This is a genomic window from Bacillus sp. FSL R5-0654, assembly GCF_038008745.1.
Taxonomy (GTDB): Bacteria; Bacillota; Bacilli; order Bacillales; family Bacillaceae; genus Bacillus; species Bacillus safensis.
Window position 1 is genome coordinate 3,178,338 of record NZ_JBBOZV010000001.1, and the last position, 23,660, is coordinate 3,201,997.

Sequence of the window (23,660 nt, forward strand, 5' to 3'; positions counted from 1 at the left end):
CCTCCTTCAAGTATGTGTAGATGATTTAGGTATACTGTGGGTCAATTTGTTTGTCTTTTACTACGATATCCAGCTTTCCTGTCGCTGGGTGAATCACCAGTCCATGAATTGCCACATCACTTGGCATCAGTGGATGCTCTTTCACTAATTTCACACTTTGGGCCACGCTTTCTTCAACTGAATCAAAGCCCGTCAGCCAGCCCTTTAAATCAACTCCTGAGTTTTTCACAATGCTTAAGCATTTCTCTTCGATTCCGCGTGCTTTCGCCTTTTCAAGTAAAGGGTCCGCCGCAAGACCTGCCATTCCGCATTCATGATGCCCTACAATGCATACTTCCTCTGCCTTTAGTTCATAGATAGCTAGCAGGATACTCCGCATCACACTGCCGAACGGATGTGTCACGATGGCGCCTGCATTCTTAATGATTTTTGCATCCCCATTGCGCAGACCCATAGATTGCGGCAATAATTCCAAAAGACGGGTATCCATGCACGTTAAAATAACCAGTTTTTTCTCAGGAAATTTACCCGCTTTGTAAGCCTCATAATGTCTCTCATTCACAAACTCTGAATTGTGCTGAAGAATCTGTTCTAATTTTGACTCCATTTTGCCATCTCCCATCTTTTTTTAAGTAACGTAAGCTCGTGTCTGTCCTCCTTTTCTTTCTTGTGTTCTCAAGAATAGAGAAGAAAAATGATAGAAAAAAAAGAAAAAAATGAGAAAACGATGAGAAGAAATATCATCATTTTCTCTATTTTACGCTGCATCCCAACGGCTTCGCGGGTTTGTTTTCAATCTATTGTTCTCATCACACCAAAAGACAATAAAATGGTTTAGTAGAAAATGATCATCCCGTTTAATACATTTCAAATATAATAAATTTTCTATCAAAAAGTCTCGATCTATTTTCCAGTTTGTCAGATAATCTCTCGTAAATTTTTGCAATTTCACATGTCTCATCTACTATCAGCTTATTTTTATATAGATAAAAAATGCATCAGATGGCATAAGAATCTACTTTTTCACTAAGAAAACGTCTTTCTTTACCGTTATTTCAGTATATTAAATATTGAGCTGCTAACATTCAAACGTGTTCTGCCGAAATCGTTGCTTTATAATAAAAGGAGTAAGATGACCAAGTGAAAGGAGCGAATTGACTGTGACACCACACATTTTTGTCGCCAAACCCTTGCCTGCCTCTTTTGAGGAAATGCTAAAGGAACATTGTACATACGAGGTTTGGCAATCCAAAGACCCTATTCCAAGAGACATGTTGTTTGAGAAGCTGCAGCACGCTGATGGTCTTTTAACGTCTGGAACAAAAATCGATCAAGAGCTGTTAGATCACGCACCAAAACTCAAGGTGGTGAGCAATAACTCTGTCGGCTATGACAATTTTGATATAGAAGCGATGAGGCAAAGAGGCGTGATTGGTACGCATACTCCTTATACGCTCGATCATACCGTGGCTGACCTTGCCTTTTCGCTCATTCTCTCCTCTGCACGAAGAATCGCCGAGCTTGACCGTTTTATCCGTGAAGGAAAATGGACGAAATTCGTACAGGAAGAAGAGATCTTTGGCATCGACGTCCATCACCAAACGCTCGGTATTATTGGCATGGGACGTATCGGAGAACAAGTGGCCAAACGGGCAGCACATGGTTTTGATATGAACGTTCTTTATCATAACCGAAGCCGGAATGAAAAGGCTGAATCGGCGTATGGCGCTGTCTATTGTGCACTTGATGATCTTTTAAAACAAGCTGATATCATCGTGTTGATTACACCGCTGACCGAGGAAACATATCATATGATTGGGGAACGAGAATTGAAGTTAATGAAGCAAACGGCTTTATTTGTAAACATTTCCCGCGGGAAAACAGTGGATGAAAAAAGCCTCATTCAAGCACTTCAGGAAGGATGGATCAAAGGCGCTGGTCTTGATGTGTATGAGCAGGAACCGCTTCAAGAGGATCATCCTTTCAAAGAGATGAACAATGTCACCCTAGCTCCTCACATCGGTTCCGCTACTGAAACAACAAGGGATCTCATGCTGAAACGAGCCATTCATAATGTGATTCATGGAATAGATGGGAAGGCGCCTGTTGATGTTGTGAAGGAGCTTGCTTCATCTTGAACTGAAAAGACGCAGAGACTGCGTCTTTTTATTTATTTCTTTAGGAGACATCAGGAGAAAAGACTCATTTTAGCAAAGATCCTGATTCTTTACATTTCCTTCATGTTCGGGTGCTATAATATGAGCTAGACAAGCATCAAGAGGACGGCATCCGATTTCCTTAATAGGAGGATGAAGATGAAAAGATTGAGTTCGGTTTTTACTATGTTCGCTCTGATCGCTGCTATTCTGTTTTCTGGATTTGTCCCGCAGCAAGCTCATGCAGAAACACCTCTTACACCAACAGCCACAACTGAAACTGCTTCTATTCAGCTCACGCCAGATGTGCGTACCCTTGCCGTCATTAATACGTTTGATGGTGTAGCAGATTATTTAATTCGCTACAAACGACTGCCTGATAACTACATTACAAAATCACAAGCAAGTGCTCTCGGATGGGTGGCATCAAAGGGAAATCTAGCAGAAGTGGCGCCAGGTAAAAGCATTGGTGGAGATATTTTCTCAAACCGGGAGGGACGTCTTCCTTCAGCAAGCGGCCGAACATGGCGTGAGGCAGACATCAACTACGTTTCAGGCTTCCGCAATGCAGACCGTCTTGTGTATTCAAGCGACTGGCTCATTTACAAAACAACAGACCATTATGCGACTTTCACACGTATTCGATAATCAATAAAAAAGACAGCCCTATTTGATCTGGGGCTGTCTTTTCATATGGTGGTTTACGGTATAAGCTTTTTTACGTAATCCTCAAAAGGAATCGGCAGCGGCTTTTTCGACACTTCTTCGTGTTCATGTGTGGTGACATGATCCTCAGTAACGATCACACGTCCTGTTGGCGTGAGCTTTGACGCAAGCGGTCTTTTGTTAAATGGAGAGGATTCATTTTCATAAATCTCGTGTCTCATTTGGGCTAATACAGACTCGTCCACCTCGTTCAATGTGAAAGCATAGCCTGTTTCAGCGCCATCTCCCTTATCTAATTGGAGCAGATGTGTCCCTTTTTCGGTTTCCTCAGCTTTGACGCGAAACCTCATTGACGCTCCTTCCACCCAATCTCCTGTAAAAGGCACAGGCTGAAGAGGTAAATTCACACCAAATCCCGCATCAATGAGGAAGCGTTCGTTGTGATGCTTCAGCATGATGGCTACGTGCGTGCCATCAATTGCCCACGTATCCGCTTCTTTGTTATACACTGTGCCTTGAAGAAGCTGTACAGAGAGCCCTGCCTCTTTTAACACATAGTATAAGAGAGGATTGAGATCATAACAAAGACCTCCTCTGTTTTCTTCAAGAAGATGCTGCTTCAATCCTTCTTGATTCAAAGCGTAGGATTGTTTGTTCAAAACAGATCTATTTTCGAATGGAAAGGTATAGGCCATTTTTTTTAATAATACAGGCAAGTCTTTAAAGGTGATGGACTGGCCTTCATATCCGACCTTCTGTAAAAAAGCTGATTGAATCATGACATTCCCTCCTAAAAAAACTGAGCCTTTGAAGAGACTCAGTTTTCTTGATTGATAAAATCTGTTAACGCCTCAATGGCTTCTTGTTCATCTGCACCATCTGCAATCAGTGTGACAGTAACCCCAGAGCTGATCGCAAGACTCATGAGACCCATAATGCTTTTCGCATTGACTTTTTTCCCATCTTTCTCTAGAAAAATATCAGCACCAAAGCGATTGGCTTCTTGTACGAACAAAGCAGCTGGACGTGCCTGCAAGCCTGTTTTCAGCTGGATGGTGACCGTTTTTTCCACCATATGATCTGCCTCCCTTTTTCATTCTCCTATTTGAGTGTAACAGCTTGTCCGTTTCGTAATTGTTCTGCGATTTGATCTAGCTTTCTTAAACGGTGGTTAATCCCTGACTTGCTGATCTTGCCGCTTTCCACCATTTCTCCAAGTTCCTTCAGCGTGACCTCTTGATAGTCGACTCGCAGTTTGGCAATTTCACGAAGCTTTTCCGGCAGGGCGTCAAGTCCAATTTTTTCATCAATGAATTGAATGTTCTCGACCTGACGCAGTGATGCACCAATCGTTTTATTCAAGTTTGCTGTTTCACAATTGACGAGCCGGTTGACGGAGTTCCTCATATCTCGGACGATCCGCACATCTTCAAAGCGGAGCAGTGAGTTATGAGCACCCACAACGCTTAAGAATTCCGTGATTTTTTCTGCTTCCTTCATGTACGTAATGTACCCTTTTTTGCGCTCAAGTGTTTTACTATTGAGATGAAATTGATTCATCAGCTCACAAAGGGCATCATTATGTTCTTTATATAGTGAAAAAATCTCAAGGTGATAGGAGGACGTTTCTGGGTTATTCACAGAACCGCCTGCTAAAAAAGCACCTCTCATATAGGAGCGCTTGCAGCATCTTTTCTTCACAAGTTCTTCTGAAATATTGCGCTCAAATACAAATTGCTCACCTAATATTTTCAAATCCTCTAAAATGGTTTTCGCTCGTTCTACCAGTCTGACAATATACACGTTATTCTTTTTCAATCTCATTTTTTTACGGACGAGCAGTTCGACTGTCACATCGTATTTCTTTTTGAGCAGCGTATAAATCCGTCTTGCAATGGCTGCGTTCTCTGTCTGTATATCTAAAATCAATTTTCGATTAGAGAAAGATAATGAACCGTTCATACGGATGAGGGCAGAAAGCTCTGCTTTTGTGCAGCAGTCCTTCACGTCCAGATTAGTCAGCTCTTTTTTTGTTTCGGATGCAAATGACATCCTTGCCACCCCCATTCCTATTTTTTCTGTTGCAGCAGATCGACAAGCAGCGAGGCTACTTTCAGCGTGTCATGACGAATGACATGCTGGTCATATGTAATGATTTCTCCTGGAATCACTTCTAGTCCCATTGCTTTCAGTGCATCTGTGTCGAATTGGACAGGCTGTGCCTGTTCTTCTGCATATTTTGCTTTGATTTCTTCTGGAATTTCTTTATTGTTCACAAAAATCGTATCGATAAATGGACGATCCATATGATCATTTAATGCCTGAACATGATCAGCTGCACTGTAGGAAAGCGTTTCCCCCGGCTGCGTCATGACATTGCATATATACACTTTTTTCGCCTTAGAGCGAATCACTTCTTCTCCAATATGCGGGACAAGCAAGTTTGGCAAAATACTCGTATACAGGCTGCCAGGCCCAATGACGATTAAATCCGCCTCACGAATGACTTGAATGGATTCTGGCAGCGGTTCAATCGTATCGGGTGTGAGGAACACTCGTTTAATTCGCTCACCATAGGTAGGAATTTTCGATTCTCCTGTCACCATTTGCCCATTTTCTAATTCCGCATGAAGAACAACACTTGAGTTCGCTGCTGGCAATACTTTTCCTCTCACATTTAAAACCTTGCTCATTTCAGTGACGGCATGAAAAAAATCACCGGTTATATTTGTCATGGCCGCAAGAATGAGGTTGCCGAGTGAGTGGCCTGTTAAGTCATTCCCTTTGTTAAAACGGTGCTGAAATAAATCTTCTACAAGCGGTTCAACATCAGAGAGAGCCGCAAGGACATTTCGAATATCACCTGGAGGGGGAATATTCAAATCATGCCGCAGTCTGCCTGAGCTGCCTCCGTCGTCAGCAACCGTTACTATAGCGGTAATGTCCACCGGCTTCGTTTTAAGCCCTCTGAGCAAAACAGATAAGCCAGTGCCGCCGCCAAGAATGACCACCTTTGGTAGTGTCGTCATCTATTTTCTGCTTCTCTTTTCAATGTCCCGGTGAGTGACATGTGTATAGTAATCGTTTTTAAAATACTCCGATAAATAGTTGGCCAGTGTCACAGATCGATGCTGTCCGCCTGTACAGCCGATGGCAATCACAAGCTGGCTTTTTCCTTCTCGTTTATAGGACGGAAGCATAAAGCTGAGGAGATCAATTAATTTCTCTGTGAATTTTTGTGTTTCAGTCCATTTCATCACATAGGAGCGCACTTCTTCATCGTTTCCAGTCTGTGGACGCATGCTCTCAATATAGTAAGGATTCGGCAGGAATCTCACGTCAAAGACAAGATCAGCATCAATCGGCAGACCGTATTTAAAGCCAAAGGACATCACGTTTACTGTAAACACCTGCCCCTGATTCGTGGCAAAGTGCGTGACAATTTTTTCTCGCAGCTGTTTTGGTTTTAAATCCGATGTATCAAAAATCATTTGAGACCGGCCTTTTAACTCCTCTAACAGCTCGCGCTCCATTGCAATTCCTTCAAGCGGCAAACCTGTTGTCGCAAGGGGATGCGAACGTCTCGTTTCTTTGTATCTTGAGACAAGAACCTTATCATTTGCATCTAAAAATAGAATCCTTGGCGTGATCCAGTCAAGATCACTCATTTCATCTAACGCGGCAATTAAGCTGTCAAAAAATTCGCGTCCGCGTAAATCCATCACAAGAGCGACCTTGCTCATCTTGGAATTCGATTCCTTCATGAGCTCTAAGAACTTCGGTAAAAGTGATGGCGGCAGGTTATCAACACAAAAGTAGCCTAAATCTTCAAAGCTTTGAATGGCGACGGTTTTCCCCGCACCTGACATTCCTGTAATAATCACAAGCTGAATATCTTCTTGTTTGTGTGTATTCATGCCTGCTTCCTCTCCTTCTTTATGAAAACGGTTCATGTATTATTCTCCCTGAGGATCTAACCGATAAGCAATCAGCTCAAAATCGGGTGTATACGTAAAAGTGCCGTGCAGAAGTCCTTTTCCTTTAAGCATGAAATCAAGAATATGGGAATCTCCTGGGGCCATCGGCAAATGAGGCACATCCTTTACGTCATGCCACTTTAAAATGCCTTCCTCTGACTCTGTTACGTTTTTTCCGGTAAATGAATCTGCCATAAAGGTGAACATCATCCACTCTTGAACGATTTGATCGCCTTCTTTTATGATAAAGGTAAAAACACCTTTTAGCTGCGGATTTAAAATATAAATACCTGTTTCTTCTCTATATTCTCGAACGACTGAATCCTTGACCGATTCTCCGCTTTCCATCTTGCCGCCCGGCGCTACCCACCAGCCCCGTCTTGGCTTTTGCAGCAAGAGAACTTGATCTTCGTGATGCAGCACACAATTGGTTACTCGTTGCATCAGCTGTCACCTACTCTTTTATGTCTTTAACTTATTATACAGGTTCAACCTGACTCCCACAATGAACATGCCCGTTGTTCCCCGAAAACAGACCGGTTTTCGTTTGAATAGTGTAATGGGCCATTTCTCTACTCTTTATTTTACAGCATCTAACGGTTCTCCATGCGTCATTTGTGAACATCTCGTGAATTTCTGATTTTAGGCAAAAAAAAGGACACGGATTCACATCCGTGCCAAACATGTATTCCTTATAAAAGGGGGTCAATTACTAGCTTTATCATAACGGAAAATTATTTCACCCGTGTTACATTCCAGTTAAAAGCCCATGACGCTATATTAAGGATTTACGACAGCCTTTTATTTCGTTGCTTTGAGTTTCTCAGCAAGCTCTTCTACATAATGCTGTGCGCTTTGTGCTGCAATACTTCCGTCACCTGTTGCTGTCACAATTTGACGAAGTGTTTTTTCTCGAATGTCACCAGCGGCGAAAATACCTTCCACTCTTGTTTCCATTCTTTCGTTTGTCTCGATGTAGCCTTCTTTATTTGTAATGCCGAGATTTTCAAATGGTTTAGACAGTGGCAGCATGCCGATATAGATAAAGGCGCCGTCTGTTTTAAAGTCTTCTTCTTCACCAGTCACCGTATCAACCAATGTCACACTGCCGACTTTCCCGTTTTCTTCATTGATCTGTTTGACGGTTTTGTTCCACTTGAAGTCAATTTTTTCATTATCAAAGGCACGTGCTTGTAAAATGCTTTGTGCACGAAGTTTATCGCGTCTATGGATAATCGTTACTTTAGAAGCGAAGCGTGTGAGATACACACCCTCTTCTACCGCAGAATCTCCGCCGCCGATGACGACAAGCTCTTTGTTTTTAAAGAATGCCCCGTCACATACTGCACAATATGATACGCCGCGGCCGCCAAGTTCTTTTTCACCTGGTGCACCGATTTTTTTGTATTCAGCCCCTGCCGCGATAATGACAGAGCGTCCTTTGTATTCTTTTGAGCCGGCTTTGACGATTTTATATTCTTCACCGTTCACGATTTCTTTAATATCGCCATATGCATACTCTGCACCGAATTTCTTCGCATGCTCAAACATTTTATTTGAAAGTTCCGGCCCTAAAATACTTTCAAAGCCAGGATAGTTCTCGACATCTTCCGTATTTGCCATTTGTCCGCCTGGAATTCCTCTTTCAATCATTAATGTTGAAAGATTTCCCCGTGATGTATAAACAGCGGCTGTCATTCCGGCAGGACCCGCTCCAATGATGATCGTATCGTAGATTTTTTCTTCTGACACAACTGTCACTCCCTCTTCAATTGCTGCTCGCATTTCTTATTAGAATGCCCTTGGGTGATGCTTCCATTCATGACAGATAGCATCATTTCCACTCTTAGCTTTTATTCCTTACCCATATCCTATTAAATCTGCGGGGAATAAGCGAATCATTTGCTCATATCTTCAAAAAAAGAAAAAGCTTCCTTAAACTGCTGTTTAAGGAAGCCTGTTTACGGTTATATAAAAAGTAATGATTTATTCAACGACTCTTCTTACAACGCCATTGAAAGCTTTTTTCCAGTATACGTTGTTCATTGAGTCAACTGAAACACCGCGAGAGCTGTTATCGTTCAAGAATGAACCGTTTCCTAAGTAAATACCAACGTGTCCATTTACTTTATACGTATCAAAGAACACAAGGTCTCCGCGTTTCATGTCAGATGCACTTACAGCTCTTCCTTTACCTACAAGCGTATCTGTTGTTGTACCGCCAACTGGTCCAAGGTTGATGCCTGCTGATGCAAATGCCCAGCGAACGAATGAAGAACAGTCAAAACGACGTGCGTCAATATCGGCTTGTGATCTGCCGCCGCCCCATTTATATGGAGATTGTCCAACAATCGTAGAACCTGTGCTGATCGCACCTTCAATTCCGCCTACGTTACTGCTGACAGGTGATCCACCGCCAGAAGATGGCTTCTTGCTTGGTGCACTGCTGTTGCTGTTATTGTTGTCATTAGAAGATGATCCACTGTTACTTGAAGACGGGCTGCTATCGTTATTTGAGCTGTTGTCTTCCGCTTGGACACTAGCTTGACGCTGCTGCTGTTGTCTTTGCGCTTTTTCTTCTTTTGCTTTTTGAGCTGCTTCCCTTGCTTCTTTTTCAGCTTGTTTTTGTGCAGCGATTGTTGCGTCTTTTTCAGATGCAATGCTGTTAGCCTCACTGTTTAACTCGCTGATTTCAGAAAAAGCACTTCCTTTTTGCTTTTTCACTTGCTTGAATAGCTTGTCTTTTTCATCAAGCTGTTTATTCAAGTCTGATTGAAGCGTTTCAAGCTTTGCAAGTGTGTTTTGCACATTTTCAAGCTTTGTGTTTAATTCGTTTTCAGACTTTTGAAGTTCTGCTTTGTCTTTTTCCTGCTCTTTAATGATTTCACTGTCTGCGTTGATCAGTGTCGATACTGCACCTGCACGGCTGATGAAATCGCTAAAGCTTTTTGCTCCTAGTAATACATCTATGTATTTCGTAGAACCGCCGCTCTCTTGAAGGGCACGTACACGCTTTTTCAAGAACTCGTTTCTTTCTTCAATACGTTTTTCTGTATCAGCAATTTCTTTTTTCAGTGCTTTGATTTCTTTTTTTGTTTTTTCATTTTCTTTTTGTTTTTCTTCGATTTGATCACTTGTTTTTAAAGCTTTCTCATCAATATCTTTAAGCTTTTGGGCAAGTGCCTCTTGTTTTGCTTCAAGCTTTGAAAGCTCTTCTTTTTTCTTTTGAAGATTCTTGTTTACCTCAGATTGCTTGCTGTCTAGTTCTTGTTTCTTTTGTTCAAAGTTCTGTGCGTTTGCTTCATGCGTAAATGGAATAAATAAACCGCTCGCTCCGATCACCGAAGCTAAACCGAAAGTAATAAACTTTTTCACGAATAGTTCCTCCTTTGACAATTTCCCAAGCGACATTAGAAAGCAGCAAATTCTCTGCGATCAATCTGTGCTCTCTATGTCTTTCTTCCTGATTGTTCAGTCAGTTGTTGACCAGATTGTTTCTATCACTAGGTGTTTCATTATGTATAGTAAAATATTTAAATATCTATCTTTATTTTAATCCACGAGTTTCATTATACATGAGACATCGACAAAATGAGCTAATATTTTTATTACATTTATGTTTCAAAAACATGTCGTGATTGTCATACTTCGCCAATTCCTTGCAAATCCCACCTTTTTATCCAAGAAAAAAGCATGACCTTTTCGGCCATGCTCGGATGTTCTGAATCTATTTACCTATTTAATCGATTAACGTACAGATCTCTCGTTCGTATTTAGACAGTGTTTGAACACTGATCTGAAAAGCGGACGCAACATCTTTTTTGCTGACAGCTGCTTCTTGTTCATTCATCCATAGATAATAAGATGCTGCTGCCCAGGCAGGTGCATTTTTCTTATCAATACCAGAAGCACGTGCCTGCTGAATAATATGGAATAACCAAAAATAAGGCATATGGCTGTCAGGCTGAACCGCTTCCTCCAGACTAGATGCCGCCTGTTTTGCAAAAACTGCATCTTCTGAAAAAGACTTTTCTTTCATTTCATCTTCATATAAAAGCAGTTCTATGAATTGCTGTTCAAAGGCCGTTTTCGCTGCGCGTGCATCAAGGACAGACTGCAGAACGTCACGTTCCCCTTTTTGTTTACTGACATAGTACGCAGTCAGCCGTTCCTCAATCGAGACCATTGGCTCAGTCACCTCAGGTTTATCCTGCCACGGCTTGATTTCATCTGCATCGATATCTTCTTCGACCATCTTATCCCAAACCGTTTGGGCGAGCGTCTTGTGGCCTGTATGATAGGCTGCGCTTGCAAGCCAGTATAAAAATGTACTATCTCCTTGAAAACCTGTTTTGTACAAAGAATAAAGCCATTTAAAGGCCCATTCAAATTCTCCCACAAGGGCAAATGTTGCACCAAGCTTATAACGCTGTTCACTTAGTATTGGATACACGTGCGTTAATTGCTTTGCTAACACATTGACCTTTTCTTCTTCTTTTTCATAATGGTAGAAGACTAGCTGATTGCAAAGGGCATGCAGATTACCGGGATTTTCATGAAGGACCCGGTTCAACATTTCTTTCGCCTGATGGATTCGGCCAGAATAAAAATAGGCCAAAGCGAGATTATTATACGCCGACCAAAATTCTGGATACTCAACAATCATCTGTTCCAGCATCTCAATGGCTTCATCGAGTCTGCCGCTTTCTAGCAAATGGTTTGCTTGATCCTGCTTCACAATCAGGTCATCCTGATCATAAGGAAAATCTTCGTCCTCTTCGTCGCTCATATCGAGCAGGTCAAGAAGGTCGTCATTTTCATCCGCAAATTCCCCGTTCTCTTCCAGCGCGGCATAAGCAGTAGCTGATTTATATGCCTCTTGAAACAGTCCGAGATTCGCATAATTATTGGCTTTAAAATAGTGGCACTCAGACATGTTTTCATCGATGTGTTCAAGGATAAAATCAAGCAGTTCATTTGATTGCTGGTAATGACCCATTTCAGTATAAATAATGGCAAGCTGTGACAGCATTTCTACATTTTCAGGCTCAAGTACGATGGCCCGCTGTATCAGCTTACTTGCCCTAGACAGATTTCTTTCTCTATATGCTTTAAGACCTTTATGAAAAAAGTAATGCCCATCTTGAAATAGCTGGACGACTTGTGTGTGATTATTTTGAGAAGTGTATTTACTCACCGATACCCTCCATTTCGAACAGTGTACCGTGTGTAGTATAACATACTTCACCAGTCGTCACATAGAACAAAAGGAAAGGAAGGATTTGTTTTTCATTTAAAAATAAAAAGCCTGGGATATCCCCCGGCTTTTCATTCACCTTGATGACGTTTTTTTAATACCTTTAATACATCATCAAGCGGCAATTGCTGTTCGCGTAATAATACAAGAAGATGATAGAGGAGGTCAGCAGTTTCCCATTTCAATTCTTCTTGATCCCGGTTTTTCGCTGCAATGATCACCTCAGACGCTTCTTCCCCTACCTTTTTCAGGATTTTATCGACCCCTTTTTCAAATAGATAGGTTGTATAAGCCCCTTCTGGCATTTCCGCCTGACGCTTTGCAATGACCTGTTCAAGTTCATTTAATATTGCAAAACGTTCCTGCTCTTCGCTCAGGCGTTTCACGCCTTCTTCCGAAAAACAGCTATAGCTGCCAGTATGGCAGGCTGGGCCGCTTGGCGCGACAAGGACAAGCAGAGCGTCCTTGTCACAGTCATATCGAATAGAAATCACTTGCTGGGTATGTCCAGAGGTGGCGCCTTTGTGCCAAAGCTCGTTTCTCGACCGGCTATAAAACCATGTTTCACCTGTCTCCAGCGTTTTTTCATAGGATTCTTGATTCATATATGCAAGCGTCAATACTTCCTTACTTTGAGCATCCTGTACAATCGCAGGAATCAGGCCCGCTTCATTAAAGGTTAATTCATTTGCCTGTTTCATCTGACCTTCACCCCGTGTTCTCTCAAATATGTCTTCACCTCATGAATGGAGGTTTCTTTATAATGGAAAATGGAGGCTGCTAATGCTGCATCAGCTTCTCCTTTTGTAAAGGCCTCGAGCATATGCTGAGCATTGCCAGCGCCGCCAGAAGCGATCACTGGCACATTGACCGCCTCTGATACAAGCTTTGTCAATCGATGATCAAAGCCTGTCTTTTCACCATCAGCATCCATACTTGTCAGTAAAATCTCTCCTGCCCCTCTCTGCACAGCTTCCTTCGCCCAGTCGCTGACCTCTAAATCTGTTTGACGGCGTCCTCCGTGTGTATAGACCATGTATGCTTTTTTCTCTTCATCGTATTTTGCATCAATCGCAACAACGATACACTGGGAGCCAAAAAAGTCAGCACCTTCTGAAATCAGTTCCGGTCTTAACACAGCTGCTGTGTTGACAGATACTTTGTCTGCACCCGCTCTTAATATACGCTTCATGTCATCAAGGTGGTTAATCCCGCCACCCACCGTAAATGGTATCGCAAGCGTAGACGCGACTTGTTTGACCACATCCACCATCGTTTTCCGGCCTTCATGAGAAGCAGAAATATCAAGAAAGACGAGTTCATCCGCCCCTTCCTCATCATAGATCTGCGCCAATTCAACCGGATCACCAGCATCTTTTAAGCCAAGGAATTGCACCCCTTTGACAACACGCCCTTCCTTCACATCAAGACATGGAATGATTCGTTTTGTCATCATATGCGGTCAAGCCCTTCAAATGCTTCTGCTAAAGTAAACTGCTTTGTGTAAAGTGCCTTTCCAACGATCGCACCAGACACACCAGACTGTTTTTGCGCTGACAGCTTTTGAAGATCAGCTACTGCGCTGACACCACCTGAAGCAATCACTTGTTTGCCGGTTGCTTCTGCTAAGCGAACCGTGCTTTCTACATTGGGACCAGAAAGCATGCCATCCATTTGAATATCGGTGAAAATAAAGACCTCTGCGCCTTCCTTTGCCAATTCCCTGCCGAGTTCCTCTGCCTTCACTTTAGACGTTTCAAGCCATCCTTCAGTCGATACAAAGCCATTTCGCGCATCAATCCCAATTGCGATTTTCTCTCCATATTGCGCCAGCATTTTTTTCACAAAGGCTGGGTTCGAAACAGCTGAGCTGCCGAGAATCACTCTATCTACGCCGTTCTTTAAATAAAAGGCAACGTCTTCTTCTGTCCGAATACCGCCGCCGATTTGTACCTTCACATCTAAGGAAGAAGCAATCGCCAGCACATGCTCATGATTGACCCGTTTCCCTGCTTTTGCACCATCTAAATCGACAAGATGAATCCATGCTGCTCCATCCTTCGCAAATTGCGCAGCCATGTCGAGCGGTGAATCTCCATAAATGGTTTCTTGATCATAATCTCCTTGCACAAGACGTACACATTTGCCATTTCTCATATCAATCGCCGGATATAATGTAAACTCACTCATTTGCTCACCCTCTGTTCGTTTGCTAATTGAATAAATTGTTTGAGCAGCGCCATTCCCGTTGTACTGCTTTTTTCAGGGTGAAACTGTGCTCCAAGCACATTCCCCTTGCCAACAACAGCTGGTACTTGAACACCATAGTCCGCGCTTGCTAATTGCTCATGTGGATTCATATCGCTCACATAATACGAGTGAACAAAGTACGCAAATCCTTCTGGTACACCGTCAAACAATGGGGAGGGCTGATGAAATGTGAGCTCATTCCAGCCCATATGAGGTACCTTCAGCCTTTGCCCGTCCTGATCACGATCCTTTAAAAGAACAACACGCCCTTTTAACAGCCCCAATCCTTTTGTGCGGCCTGCCTCTTCACTTTCTTCAAATAACAGCTGCATGCCAAGGCAAATGCCGAATAACAGCTTTCCTTCCTGCACAACTTGGTGAATAAACGCCTCAAGTCCTGTCTGTTTTAACAGCTGCATTGCATCACGAAACGAACCGACCCCGGGCAAAATATAAGCATCTGCTTTTTTCAGCTCCTCCACATCAGAGGAGACGATATAGCGGGCACCTGCTCGTTCCAGTGCTTTTGATACGCTGAACAAATTTCCCATTCCGTAATCAATGACTCCGATCATTAGAGCATCCCCTTTGTTGAAGGAATTCCTTTCACACGTGGATCAATGGTTGTTGCTTCATCTAAGGCACGTGCCATCGCTTTAAAAATGGCTTCAATCATATGGTGTGTATTGGTTCCGTAGTGAACAATGACATGAAGGTTGATCCGGGCTTCAAGTGCAAATTTCCACAGAAACTCATGTACTAGCTCTGTATCAAAGGTACCAACCTTTTGACTCGGAAAAGCCGCTCTCATTTCCAAATGAGGACGGTTGCTTAAGTCGACCACGACCTGGGCAAGTGTTTCATCCATCGGAACAAAGCTGGAGCCATACCGCTTAATCCCTTTTTTATCGCCTAACGCTTCCTTAAACATTTGCCCAAGTACAATGCCGATATCTTCTGTTGTGTGGTGATCATCAACATCCGTATCTCCTTTCGCATCGACGGTCAAATTAAAGTGTCCATGCTTCGTAAATAAATCAAGCATGTGCGTCATGAAAGGGACATCTGTTTGAATATCCGCTTTTCCTTCTCCATCAATTTCTAGCGCTAATGAAATGTTCGTTTCATTTGTTTTTCTCGCTGTTTCCGCCTGTCTCATTACGATTCCTCCCGCTTTCTCGCTTCAATTGACCTTGCATGTGCTTCAAGCCCTTCTAATCTGGCAAAAGCTGCAATGCTTTCCCGGTGTGTTTCAAAGGCCTCTTGACTATATGAAATAATGCTCGTTTTCTTTTGAAAATCAGTCACACCAAGCGGGCTGGAGAATCGAGCTGTTCCGTTTGTTGGCAGCACATGATTCGGCCCTGCAAAATAATCGCCCACCGGCTCTGGACTATAGCGTCCCAAGAAAATTGCGCCAGCATGCTTGATTTGACCAAGAAGTGATTCTGGGTATGCTGTCAGCACCTCTAAGTGCTCTGGTGCTAATTGATTGATGACGTCTACTGCACGATCGATGGATTCTGTCACGTAAATACGGCCATGATCTTGTATAGATTGTACTGCGATTGATTTTCTCGGCAAAGTATCCAGCTGCTTTCTGACTTCAGCCTGCACGCTTTCAGCAAGTGTCTTAGACGGTGTTACCAAAATACTAGATGCCAGCGCATCATGCTCTGCCTGCGAAAGTAAATCCGCCGCTACCTCATGTGCGACTGCTGTTTCGTCTGCTAGCACTGCAATTTCACTTGGACCTGCAATCATATCAATGTCTACCTGACCAAATACTTCCCGCTTTGCCAGCGCGACATAAATGTTGCCTGGACCTGTGATTTTATCAACAGGCTTGATGCTTTCCGTTCCATAGGCAAGTGCCGCAACCGCCTGGGCTCCGCCCATTTTATACATCTCAGAAATACCAAGCTCCTTCGCCGCAGCCAAGACTGCGTCAGAGAGACAGCCATCTTTCCCAGGGGGTGTCACAAGTACGATTCGTTCAACGCCAGCGACTAGCGCAGGGATCACATTCATTAATACAGATGATGGATAGGCAGCTGTTCCACCAGGGACATACACACCTACTGCATCAAGCGGTGTTACTTTTTGTCCAAGCATTGAGCCGTCCTTTTGGTGATAAAACCAAGAGGACGTCAGCTGGCGCTCGTGGTATGTGCGAATATGCTTGATAGCCGTTTGAATAATTTGAACCATCTCTTTGTCCAAGCGGTCGCAGGCTTTTGCCATTTCATCTTCTGTGACAAGCGGATCTTCAATCAACACACCGTCAAATTGCTTTGTAAAAGACCGTACAGCATCATCACCATTTGTTCTTACTTCTTGTATAATGCGCTGAACAGCCTGACGCTGCTCTTCTGTTCCTGTATCTAAAGACCGTTTGAGTGAGAGAGTATCTGTCTCACCTTCTTGTAGATAGGTGATGTTCATGATGATTCCTCCCCTTCTCCAATGATTTTTGCAAGACGCTGCGCCATTTCATCGATCACCGTATCCTTCATCCTATAGCTCACAGGATTAACAATAAAGCGTGACGTGATATCACAAATATGCTCCGTTTCCACAAGTCCATTTTCTTTTAATGTTTGACCTGTAGAGACAATATCTACAATGCGATCGGCAAGCCCAATGAGCGGTGCTAATTCTATGGAACCATTCAGCTTAATGATCTCCACCTGCTCCCCTTGCTCTCTAAAATAGGATGATGCGACATTTGGGTACTTTGTTGCCACACGCGGTGCGACACCACCCCAGCTCGCTCCTGGTAAGCCAGCAACAGCTAAATGACATTTACTGATGTTTAAATCGAGCACTTCGTACACATCACGAGCTTCTTCGAGCATGACATCCTTCCCTGCAATGCCAACATCCGCCACGCCGTGCTCTACGTAGGTGGTCACATCCATTGGCTTGGCTAAAATAAAGCGGAGGTTTTCTTCTGGTACATCAATGATTAATTTTCTTGAATCCTCGAATTCCTCTGGCAGCTGGTACCCCGCCTGTCTTAACAGCCCTGCTGCTTCTTCAAATATCCGGCCCTTTGGCATCGCCATCGTCAACACTTTACCCATTCCGCTCTTCCTTTCTAGCGCCGATAAAATAAGTCACCTGTTCAAATGCCTTGGTCATCGCGTCAATATTTTCAATCCCCGCTAAGTCTTGCAGGACGATCTTTTTCCCTTTTGACCGCTCCTTTTCTGCAAAAGCAAAGGCTTCAAGTCTTTGTTCTTTACTAAAAATCACAGCCTCCTGCGGCTCAATGATTTCTTTTGCATCGAGCGCTTCAAGAAGACGGTCTAGTCGAAGTCCGAACCCTGTAGCTGGCGCGGGTGCATCAAAATGAGCAAGCAATTGATCATATCTCCCGCCGCTTCCGATGACCGACCCAACATGATCTGCAAATACTTCAAACAAAATACCCGTATAATAGCTCATATGACTCACCATGCTTAAATCTAAACGGATATATTCTGTACAGCCGTAATCTTCAAGTGTCTCCCAAAGCGACTTTAACTGTGCGAGCACCTCTTTTCCTTCTTGTGAAACGACGATTTCCTCTGCCCGCTCTGTAACCTCTTGGCCGCCTCTTAACTCTAAAAGCTGTAACAGCCTCGTTTTATCGATGGAGGAAAGCGGTAATTGTTTCACATGTTGACGGTATCCCACATAATTCTTTTCATATAAGAAGCGGCGAAGGACGTTTGCACGCTCTGTATTTCCGAGTACATCAACAAATAACGTTTCTGCTAAAGCGACATGCCCGATCGCGATTTTGAAGGACCTTAGCCCGGCATTTTTTAAGGCAAATACGGCAAGCGCGATGACTTCAGCATCTGCACTAATCGAACCATCACCAATCAATTCAATTCCGACCTGCTCAAATTCTGACGGTCTTCCGCCTTCTCTCTCCTGAGCACGGAACACATTGGCTGCATACCCAACACGAAGCGGATACGCCTGTTCATGAAGCTTAGAAGCCGCCACTCTTGCAATCGGACCTGTCATATCAGGTCTCAGCACTAGAGTTTGCCCGTTTTGATCAAGAAGCTTAAAAAGCTGTGTATCAGTAATCGCCGATTGAACACCGACTGTATCGTAAAATTCAAGCGTTGGTGTCTCCATCAAACGGAAACCCCAACCAGTCATGACCTCTGTTAAGGAATGCCTCACTTTTTTTTTCGTCTCATACAATCCAGGTAATGAATCCCGCATACCATATGGTTTCTCAAACATAAACATGTTTCTTCCGCACCTCCAACACATTAAAACAAAAAATTCCGAATCCTTTAGTTCGCTAATATGATAATATGCTAACAAAATAAAGTGATTAAATCAATCATTTTTATTTCTTCCTATTTCCATCAACATATTCTGGAATTATTACATTCAAGTGACACCTGTGCCTTTTCTGTATGTTCGATGAAGGAACGTGCTATAATACTTAAAAATATTGAATAACACAGGAGATTAACAGTGAAGTTCATCCAGACATTCATCTTAACTTTGTTGTGCGCATGTCTTGTTTATTTCGGCTTTATATACGTTTCACAAATCGATCAAGTCAAGAAAACAGCTTCGCCGCAAAAAGCAGCAAAAGAAAACGATACAGCACTTGCGGCTGAAGAAACTCGTTCAACGAAAAAAGCAGAAACCACACATCATTCATTAAAAGGAAGCAAAAAAGCCATGGACGTCATCCTCTACAATCAAATGGATGCGCCAAGGCTTTATAACGGATGTGAAGTCACGAGCTTAGCGATGCTGCTTCATTACAGCGGCTATGAGCAAGTAACGAAAAACACATTGGCAAATGAAATCAAACGCGTTCCGCTCAATTATGAAAATGGTTTAAAAGGAAACCCTCATGACGGGTTTGTAGGCGATATGGAGAATGGGCCGGGTCTTGGGGTTTACCACGAACCGATTTATCAGCTTGCGAAAAAATACGCGGGCGATCAAGTTGTCGATTTAACCGGAAAGCCTGTAAAAAAAGCCATCTATCAGTCACTTGAAAAGGGCTATCCTGTCTGGGTGATTACGACATCCACCTTCGACAAAACCGATAACATCGAAACTTGGAATACACCAAATGGCAAAATAGATGTAAGCTTTAATGTGCATAGCGTAGTCATCACAGGCTATGACAAGGAGCATGTCTACTTGAATAACCCATACGGAGAAAAGAATCAAAAAGTCGACCGTGATCAATTTGAAGATTCTTGGGAACAGATGGGCAGTCAGGCGATTATCATTAAAGCGTAAAAAAACAACCTCTATTCACGTAGAGGTTGTTTTTATTGCTTCATTTTCCTAGTAATTCCTTCAGGCGGTCTTCAAGCTTTTCAGCTGTCATCGCACCTCCGCCTAGGCTGAAGGATTCATCCCCTCTTTTTAATAAAAGTGTAGGATAGCCGTTCACATCAAGTTGATAAACCTTCGCAAAGTCGGCATACGCATCATTCATCGCTTCTTTTGTTTTCATGCGTTCTATGACTGCGTCAGGATCAAGATGATGCGCCAAAGCGATCTCCCGATACGTTTGTTCATCACTCAGGCTTTTTCCGTCTTGATAAAAAGCCTTTTGCATTGATGAAGCCAAGTACAATGCGTGCTCAGGTTCGATGGATCTTAATGCAGAAAAACCAATGGCCGCAGCCTCAGAGTCTAAAAGAAGCGTTCCGTTTGCTAACAGCTCCTGATAACGTTCTCCAAACTCTACACCAGTCAGCTGACTAATACGCTGATTTGCTTCTGGAATGTGTGGATAATCCTTTATTGGAAGACTTCTTTCCCCTACAAATAAACCGCCCGACACAAGTGTTAATGATATCTCCGGATGATTTTCATGCAAAGTGCGGATACTGTTTGAAAATCCATAACACCAGCCACAATACGCATCCCATACATAGATGAAAGACAATTCTTGCTCATTCATACGTTAGACTCCCTATTTATCATTTTTAGGCGGCCATGAAACTGCTTATTCAGCTTCAGATACAACGGTAAAACGTTCTCCAACATGGGCTGCCTGCTCCACTTCATCAACAAGTGCAATGGCGTAGTCAGCATAGCTCACATAGCTGTCACCTTTAGAATTGACAATCAGATGGTCTTTCCCTTTCACGTAAGAACCTGTACGTTTGCCAGCTGGATTAAAGAATGCAGCTGGGCTGAGGAAGGTCCATTTTAATCCCTCTGTCTGTTGAAGATCTTTTAGGTTTTCTCCTTGCTGTGAAGCCGTAGCAGCATATTCTTTAGGAAACTCTGGTGTGTCCACTAGTCTTGTTGTTTTCGCCTCATCTACAAATAGACTTCCTGCTCCGCCCACAACGATCAAACGAGTCTCAGGTGCCTCTTTTAAAATATCGATCAGCTTTTTCCCAGCTTCTACGTGAAGATGCTCTTTTCCAGCAGGTGCGCCAAATGCATTTACAATCACATCAAAGCCTTTGATGTCTTCTGCTTGCAAGTGAAACACATCCTTCTCAAGAACAGATAGAGATGAATCTGTCACCTTTTGTGCATCACGGACGATTGCCGTTACTTCATGTCCTCTTGATCGAGCCTCTTTCACAATTTCTTGTCCTGCTTTACCTGTTGCGCCAATAATTCCAATTTTCATGTTAACTCCTCCTGCAATATGATTTTATGTTGATAAAGAAAGGTGTAACTAATACGGTTACAACAGAGGTAAAAAAAATTGAATTGATCATCCAATTTTTTTGATTAGCACATGCGTTAGTTCACTTAATTTGATCTCAGCAAGCACTTGCTCCATCGCACTTTGAGCGCGGCATAAAATTAATTCAAGCACCGCTTGAATATTTGCACCGATCGGACAGTCAGGATTTGGGCTTTCATGAATTTGAAACAATTCTCCCTCATCCACGACTTCAACCGCTTTATACACATCGAGCAGTGTGATGTCGTCTTCACTGCGGTTCAGCTGAGAACCACCTTTGCCAAGACTCGTTGAGATTAGACCTGCTTTTTTTAATTTACTCATAATGCGGCGGATGACCACTGGGTTTGTATTCACACTTCCCGCGATATCCTCCGATGTCTGTAATGATCCTTTTTCAAGTGATAGCAAGGCCAGAATATGGACAGCGACAGTAAATCTGCTGCTGATTTTCATGTTTTCTCACCTCTGTTGTAATCATTATAGTTACACCATGTCACATTGTCAACAAAAAAGTCTGCCGAGCTACTCAGCAGACGTAGATTGACGTGCTTCCATTTCTTCTTTCGTATAAATCATGCGCATTGGATTACCTCCAACAAATGAGCCTGCTGGGACATCCTTATGAACAAGTGTACCAGCCGATACGATCGCTCCATCCCCAATGGTCACACCAGGTAAAATAGTTGAATTAGCTCCAATTAAGACTTCATCACCAATATAGACTTCCCCAAGTCGGTACTCTTTAATCAAATACTCATGGGACAAGATGGTTGTGTTATAGCCGATCACACTATTTCGACCGACAGTGATTTTCTCAGGAAACATCAGATCAACCATCACCATTAAGGCGAACGCCGTATCCTCGCCGACCTTCATACGAAGAAAGGTTCGGTAAATCCAATTTTTCATTCCCATAAAAGGCGTGTACCTTGCCATTTGAATAAAAATGAAATTTTTCACCACTTTGAAAAAGGGAACTGTCCGATAGACTTGCCGCAGCGAATTGACCCCTTTTACAGGATAACGATCTGTTTTTCTCAACTTAATCAGCTCCAACAATCGCCAGGAGATCACTCATTTTCTTCAGCATGAAATCAGGGCGATGCTTTAAAAGGGCCTCTTCTCCCTTAATCGACCAAGCAACACCTGCCGTCTTTGTCCCTGCCGCTTGACCAGACAAAATGTCGTGATAATTATCACCGACCATCACCGCTTCATGCGGATCACTGCCGAGCTTTGATAATGCCAGCTGAACAGGCTCCGGATGCGGCTTCTCATTTTGGACATCATCGAGCGTCACAATGACCTCAAAGAACGGCTCTAAACCGGTCAGCTTCAATCCCATTAAAACCGTATCCCGTATCTTCGTTGTGACAATACCGAGCTTAAATCCTCGATCCTGCAGGACTTTCAATGTGTCGATAACGGTCTCATATTCAGTCACAAGCAGATCATGCTGCTTATGATTAAACGTGCGGTACATCTGAATCATGTCATCTGTCAAATCAGGGTCCATCGCAGAAAATGTATCAAACAAGGACGGACCAATGAAATGAAGAATATCCTCACGGCTGTACTGACCAGGATAATAATGGTCCAGCGTATGCTGAAATGAAGCAATAATTAATTCATTTGTATTGATTAATGTGCCATCTAAATCAAATAGCACTGTGTTGATCGTTGATTCGTTCATATGGCTTCCTTTCTAACAGCTGCATGTTCCCGCTTCCGCCAAATATAGCTAATGGCAGCTGTCAATAAAATTGCAGAAATCAGGCGGATCACAAGAAGCGGCCATACCGGAATACCAAGTGGAATAAAAACCAGCGTATCTTCGACCACCGCATGGCAGGCAACAAGGAAAATAAAAGCAAGGGTTAAGTCCTTTTTACTCACACCGTCCTCTTCCACTGCCTTCATCATCACACCGGCTCCATAAGCGAGACCAATCGTTAATCCAGCCACCATCGTCATAGACGTATTTTCTTTCATTCCAAGCATTCTAGTAAAAGGTGACAGCCACTTAGACAGTGTATGGAGCCACCCTAAATCTCTCATGAATTGAATGATGATCATGAGCGGGATAACGATACAGGCAAGCTGCAGCACACCGAGTACTGCTTTTTGTAAAGCAAGAAGGACGATCATGTACCAGCTGGAAGGCACATCAGCCGCCTGAGCTGCACTCAAAAGTCCATATTGCGCCGGCTCCTCGCCTCCCTGCCAAACGAGATGAATGACAATAGCAGAAATAACAGCAAGACTGATTCTGACCAGCAAAATCACAGATACTCTCAGTCCAACCTTTGCTGCCACTGTTGATTCGATGATCAAGTTATGGCAAAAGGACAGCATCACTGCCAAAATAAACACTTCCTTCACAGGAAGCTCTAATGTCAAAATGGCAGCAATCCCCGCATACAAATTCAGCATATTTCCTAATACAAGCGGAATAGCCGCTTCCCCCGAAAGACCAAACAGTCCCATAAATGGCTGAATGAATCGGATGATCCAATCCATGACAGGCGTATGCTGCAAGATACTGACGAGAATGGTCACTGGAAAGATGACTTTACCAAGTGTCCAAGTTGTCGACAGCCCTGCTTTCAAGCCGTTTTTCCATGTCTCTCCCATCTTCTTCTGATCCCCCCTGC

The 23,660-nt window shown here is 43.2% G+C and carries 27 protein-coding genes; 3 read left to right on the top strand and 24 right to left on the bottom strand.

The window, feature by feature from the left end; genetic code table 11:
• Nucleotides 1-25 precede the first annotated feature (25 nt).
• Complete coding sequence (locus NSS76_RS16310) at nucleotides 26-607, bottom strand: beta-class carbonic anhydrase (protein WP_341082461.1); 582 nt, start codon at nucleotides 605-607, stop codon at nucleotides 26-28.
• Between the two features lie 553 nt (nucleotides 608-1,160).
• On the opposite strand from NSS76_RS16310, the gene NSS76_RS16315 reads away from it, so the two are divergent.
• Both NSS76_RS16315 and NSS76_RS16320 read left to right on the top strand, forming a co-directional pair.
• Complete coding sequence (locus NSS76_RS16315) at nucleotides 1,161-2,138, top strand: 2-hydroxyacid dehydrogenase (protein WP_151862869.1); 978 nt, start codon at nucleotides 1,161-1,163, stop codon at nucleotides 2,136-2,138.
• 177 nt (nucleotides 2,139-2,315) lie between these two features.
• The gene (locus NSS76_RS16320; protein WP_024423547.1) at nucleotides 2,316-2,804 is read left to right on the top strand and encodes a ribonuclease; all 489 of its coding nucleotides are present in this window, start codon (nucleotides 2,316-2,318) and stop codon (nucleotides 2,802-2,804) included.
• 53 nt (nucleotides 2,805-2,857) lie between these two features.
• Here NSS76_RS16320 and NSS76_RS16325 read toward each other — a convergent pair whose 3' ends face one another.
• The 17 genes from NSS76_RS16325 to NSS76_RS16405 form a co-directional block, all read right to left on the bottom strand.
• Nucleotides 2,858-3,601, bottom strand: coding sequence for an arylamine N-acetyltransferase family protein (locus tag NSS76_RS16325; protein WP_198456577.1), 744 nt, complete (start codon nucleotides 3,599-3,601; stop codon nucleotides 2,858-2,860).
• A 38-nt stretch (nucleotides 3,602-3,639) separates the two neighbouring features.
• Nucleotides 3,640-3,897 (bottom strand): HPr family phosphocarrier protein, encoded by a 258-nt coding sequence (locus tag NSS76_RS16330; RefSeq protein ID WP_024423549.1) that lies wholly within the window; start codon nucleotides 3,895-3,897, stop codon nucleotides 3,640-3,642.
• Nucleotides 3,898-3,923: 26 nt separating this feature from the next.
• Entirely contained in the window at nucleotides 3,924-4,874 is a 951-nt protein-coding gene (gene whiA, locus NSS76_RS16335; protein WP_024423550.1) for a DNA-binding protein WhiA, read from the bottom strand.
• A 17-nt stretch (nucleotides 4,875-4,891) separates the two neighbouring features.
• Entirely contained in the window at nucleotides 4,892-5,851 is a 960-nt protein-coding gene (locus NSS76_RS16340; protein WP_024423551.1) for a gluconeogenesis factor YvcK family protein, read from the bottom strand.
• Nucleotides 5,852-6,739 carry an RNase adapter RapZ gene (gene rapZ / locus NSS76_RS16345; RefSeq protein ID WP_024423552.1) on the bottom strand — a complete coding sequence of 296 codons (888 nt, stop codon included), beginning with the start codon at nucleotides 6,737-6,739 and terminating at the stop codon, nucleotides 5,852-5,854.
• 39 nt (nucleotides 6,740-6,778) lie between these two features.
• Entirely contained in the window at nucleotides 6,779-7,243 is a 465-nt protein-coding gene (locus NSS76_RS16350) for an 8-oxo-dGTP diphosphatase (protein ID WP_024423553.1), read from the bottom strand.
• A gap of 357 nt (nucleotides 7,244-7,600) precedes the next feature.
• Entirely contained in the window at nucleotides 7,601-8,551 is a 951-nt protein-coding gene (trxB, locus tag NSS76_RS16355) for a thioredoxin-disulfide reductase (protein WP_024427675.1), read from the bottom strand.
• Between the two features lie 234 nt (nucleotides 8,552-8,785).
• Entirely contained in the window at nucleotides 8,786-10,174 is a 1,389-nt protein-coding gene (locus NSS76_RS16360; protein WP_024423554.1) for a C40 family peptidase, read from the bottom strand.
• 364 nt (nucleotides 10,175-10,538) lie between these two features.
• Nucleotides 10,539-11,996: a tetratricopeptide repeat protein gene (locus NSS76_RS16365; RefSeq protein WP_024423555.1), complete on the bottom strand. Its 1,458-nt coding sequence runs from the start codon at nucleotides 11,994-11,996 to the stop codon at nucleotides 10,539-10,541.
• Nucleotides 11,997-12,127: 131 nt separating this feature from the next.
• On the bottom strand, nucleotides 12,128-12,757 hold the full coding sequence (hisIE, locus tag NSS76_RS16370; RefSeq protein WP_024423556.1) for a bifunctional phosphoribosyl-AMP cyclohydrolase/phosphoribosyl-ATP diphosphatase HisIE: 630 nt from the start codon (nucleotides 12,755-12,757) through the stop codon (nucleotides 12,128-12,130).
• Nucleotides 12,754-13,512: an imidazole glycerol phosphate synthase subunit HisF gene (hisF, locus tag NSS76_RS16375; protein ID WP_034281034.1), complete on the bottom strand. Its 759-nt coding sequence runs from the start codon at nucleotides 13,510-13,512 to the stop codon at nucleotides 12,754-12,756. Before hisF ends, hisIE begins: the two co-directional genes overlap by 4 nt.
• Nucleotides 13,509-14,246, bottom strand: a complete 738-nt coding sequence (gene hisA / locus NSS76_RS16380) for a 1-(5-phosphoribosyl)-5-[(5-phosphoribosylamino)methylideneamino]imidazole-4-carboxamide isomerase (protein WP_044334255.1) — start codon at nucleotides 14,244-14,246, stop codon at nucleotides 13,509-13,511. The genes hisF and hisA overlap by 4 nt, the downstream gene beginning before the upstream one ends.
• Nucleotides 14,243-14,881: an imidazole glycerol phosphate synthase subunit HisH gene (hisH, locus tag NSS76_RS16385; protein ID WP_122631965.1), complete on the bottom strand. Its 639-nt coding sequence runs from the start codon at nucleotides 14,879-14,881 to the stop codon at nucleotides 14,243-14,245. Before hisH ends, hisA begins: the two co-directional genes overlap by 4 nt.
• Entirely contained in the window at nucleotides 14,881-15,465 is a 585-nt protein-coding gene (hisB, locus tag NSS76_RS16390) for an imidazoleglycerol-phosphate dehydratase HisB (protein ID WP_088001131.1), read from the bottom strand. The genes hisH and hisB overlap by 1 nt, the downstream gene beginning before the upstream one ends.
• Entirely contained in the window at nucleotides 15,465-16,751 is a 1,287-nt protein-coding gene (gene hisD / locus NSS76_RS16395) for a histidinol dehydrogenase (RefSeq protein ID WP_341082462.1), read from the bottom strand. Before hisD ends, hisB begins: the two co-directional genes overlap by 1 nt.
• On the bottom strand, nucleotides 16,748-17,392 hold the full coding sequence (gene hisG / locus NSS76_RS16400; RefSeq protein WP_095409635.1) for an ATP phosphoribosyltransferase: 645 nt from the start codon (nucleotides 17,390-17,392) through the stop codon (nucleotides 16,748-16,750). Before hisG ends, hisD begins: the two co-directional genes overlap by 4 nt.
• Nucleotides 17,385-18,560, bottom strand: coding sequence for an ATP phosphoribosyltransferase regulatory subunit (locus tag NSS76_RS16405; protein ID WP_341082463.1), 1,176 nt, complete (start codon nucleotides 18,558-18,560; stop codon nucleotides 17,385-17,387). Before NSS76_RS16405 ends, hisG begins: the two co-directional genes overlap by 8 nt.
• 234 nt (nucleotides 18,561-18,794) lie before the next feature.
• On the opposite strand from NSS76_RS16405, the gene NSS76_RS16410 reads away from it, so the two are divergent.
• Nucleotides 18,795-19,583 carry a C39 family peptidase gene (locus NSS76_RS16410; RefSeq protein ID WP_103131658.1) on the top strand — a complete coding sequence of 263 codons (789 nt, stop codon included), beginning with the start codon at nucleotides 18,795-18,797 and terminating at the stop codon, nucleotides 19,581-19,583.
• 40 nt (nucleotides 19,584-19,623) lie between these two features.
• Here the strand turns inward: NSS76_RS16410 and NSS76_RS16415 are convergent, their stop codons facing one another.
• The 6 genes from NSS76_RS16415 to NSS76_RS16440 all read right to left on the bottom strand — a co-directional run bounded on the left by NSS76_RS16415 (nucleotide 19,624) and on the right by NSS76_RS16440 (nucleotide 23,640).
• Entirely contained in the window at nucleotides 19,624-20,256 is a 633-nt protein-coding gene (locus NSS76_RS16415) for a DsbA family protein (protein ID WP_341082464.1), read from the bottom strand.
• 45 nt (nucleotides 20,257-20,301) lie between these two features.
• Nucleotides 20,302-20,943, bottom strand: coding sequence for an NAD(P)-dependent oxidoreductase (locus NSS76_RS16420; protein ID WP_206534292.1), 642 nt, complete (start codon nucleotides 20,941-20,943; stop codon nucleotides 20,302-20,304).
• 87 nt (nucleotides 20,944-21,030) lie between these two features.
• The gene (locus tag NSS76_RS16425) at nucleotides 21,031-21,459 is read right to left on the bottom strand and encodes an Rrf2 family transcriptional regulator (protein ID WP_024423567.1); all 429 of its coding nucleotides are present in this window, start codon (nucleotides 21,457-21,459) and stop codon (nucleotides 21,031-21,033) included.
• Nucleotides 21,460-21,528: 69 nt separating this feature from the next.
• On the bottom strand, nucleotides 21,529-22,047 hold the full coding sequence (locus NSS76_RS16430) for an acyltransferase (protein WP_024423568.1): 519 nt from the start codon (nucleotides 22,045-22,047) through the stop codon (nucleotides 21,529-21,531).
• Between the two features lies 1 nt (nucleotide 22,048).
• Nucleotides 22,049-22,699, bottom strand: a complete 651-nt coding sequence (gene ppaX, locus NSS76_RS16435; RefSeq protein WP_024423569.1) for a pyrophosphatase PpaX — start codon at nucleotides 22,697-22,699, stop codon at nucleotides 22,049-22,051.
• Complete coding sequence (locus NSS76_RS16440) at nucleotides 22,696-23,640, bottom strand: nucleoside recognition domain-containing protein (protein ID WP_024423570.1); 945 nt, start codon at nucleotides 23,638-23,640, stop codon at nucleotides 22,696-22,698. The genes ppaX and NSS76_RS16440 overlap by 4 nt, the downstream gene beginning before the upstream one ends.
• Nucleotides 23,641-23,660: the final 20 nt, after the last annotated feature.

What these genes read in the sequence shown, in the direction of transcription:
- NSS76_RS16310 (WP_341082461.1), bottom strand. Translation starts at nt 607, where the DNA reads ATGGAGTCAAAATTAGAACAGATTCTTCAGCACAATTCAGAGTTTGTG.
- NSS76_RS16320 (WP_024423547.1), top strand. Translation starts at nt 2,316, where the DNA reads ATGAAAAGATTGAGTTCGGTTTTTACTATGTTCGCTCTGATCGCTGCT.
- NSS76_RS16325 (WP_198456577.1), bottom strand. Translation starts at nt 3,601, where the DNA reads ATGATTCAATCAGCTTTTTTACAGAAGGTCGGATATGAAGGCCAGTCC.
- NSS76_RS16330 (WP_024423549.1), bottom strand. Translation starts at nt 3,897, where the DNA reads ATGGTGGAAAAAACGGTCACCATCCAGCTGAAAACAGGCTTGCAGGCA.
- whiA (WP_024423550.1), bottom strand. Translation starts at nt 4,874, where the DNA reads ATGTCATTTGCATCCGAAACAAAAAAAGAGCTGACTAATCTGGACGTG.
- NSS76_RS16340 (WP_024423551.1), bottom strand. Translation starts at nt 5,851, where the DNA reads ATGACGACACTACCAAAGGTGGTCATTCTTGGCGGCGGCACTGGCTTA.
- rapZ (WP_024423552.1), bottom strand. Translation starts at nt 6,739, where the DNA reads ATGAATACACACAAACAAGAAGATATTCAGCTTGTGATTATTACAGGA.
- NSS76_RS16350 (WP_024423553.1), bottom strand. Translation starts at nt 7,243, where the DNA reads ATGCAACGAGTAACCAATTGTGTGCTGCATCACGAAGATCAAGTTCTC.
- hisIE (WP_024423556.1), bottom strand. Translation starts at nt 12,757, where the DNA reads ATGAAACAGGCAAATGAATTAACCTTTAATGAAGCGGGCCTGATTCCT.
- hisF (WP_034281034.1), bottom strand. Translation starts at nt 13,512, where the DNA reads ATGATGACAAAACGAATCATTCCATGTCTTGATGTGAAGGAAGGGCGT.
- hisA (WP_044334255.1), bottom strand. Translation starts at nt 14,246, where the DNA reads ATGAGTGAGTTTACATTATATCCGGCGATTGATATGAGAAATGGCAAA.
- hisH (WP_122631965.1), bottom strand. Translation starts at nt 14,881, where the DNA reads ATGATCGGAGTCATTGATTACGGAATGGGAAATTTGTTCAGCGTATCA.
- hisB (WP_088001131.1), bottom strand. Translation starts at nt 15,465, where the DNA reads ATGAGACAGGCGGAAACAGCGAGAAAAACAAATGAAACGAACATTTCA.
- hisD (WP_341082462.1), bottom strand. Translation starts at nt 16,751, where the DNA reads ATGAACATCACCTATCTACAAGAAGGTGAGACAGATACTCTCTCACTC.
- hisG (WP_095409635.1), bottom strand. Translation starts at nt 17,392, where the DNA reads ATGGGTAAAGTGTTGACGATGGCGATGCCAAAGGGCCGGATATTTGAA.
- NSS76_RS16405 (WP_341082463.1), bottom strand. Translation starts at nt 18,560, where the DNA reads ATGTTTATGTTTGAGAAACCATATGGTATGCGGGATTCATTACCTGGA.
- NSS76_RS16415 (WP_341082464.1), bottom strand. Translation starts at nt 20,256, where the DNA reads ATGAATGAGCAAGAATTGTCTTTCATCTATGTATGGGATGCGTATTGT.
- NSS76_RS16420 (WP_206534292.1), bottom strand. Translation starts at nt 20,943, where the DNA reads ATGAAAATTGGAATTATTGGCGCAACAGGTAAAGCAGGACAAGAAATT.
- NSS76_RS16425 (WP_024423567.1), bottom strand. Translation starts at nt 21,459, where the DNA reads ATGAAAATCAGCAGCAGATTTACTGTCGCTGTCCATATTCTGGCCTTG.
- ppaX (WP_024423569.1), bottom strand. Translation starts at nt 22,699, where the DNA reads ATGAACGAATCAACGATCAACACAGTGCTATTTGATTTAGATGGCACA.
- NSS76_RS16440 (WP_024423570.1), bottom strand. Translation starts at nt 23,640, where the DNA reads ATGGGAGAGACATGGAAAAACGGCTTGAAAGCAGGGCTGTCGACAACT.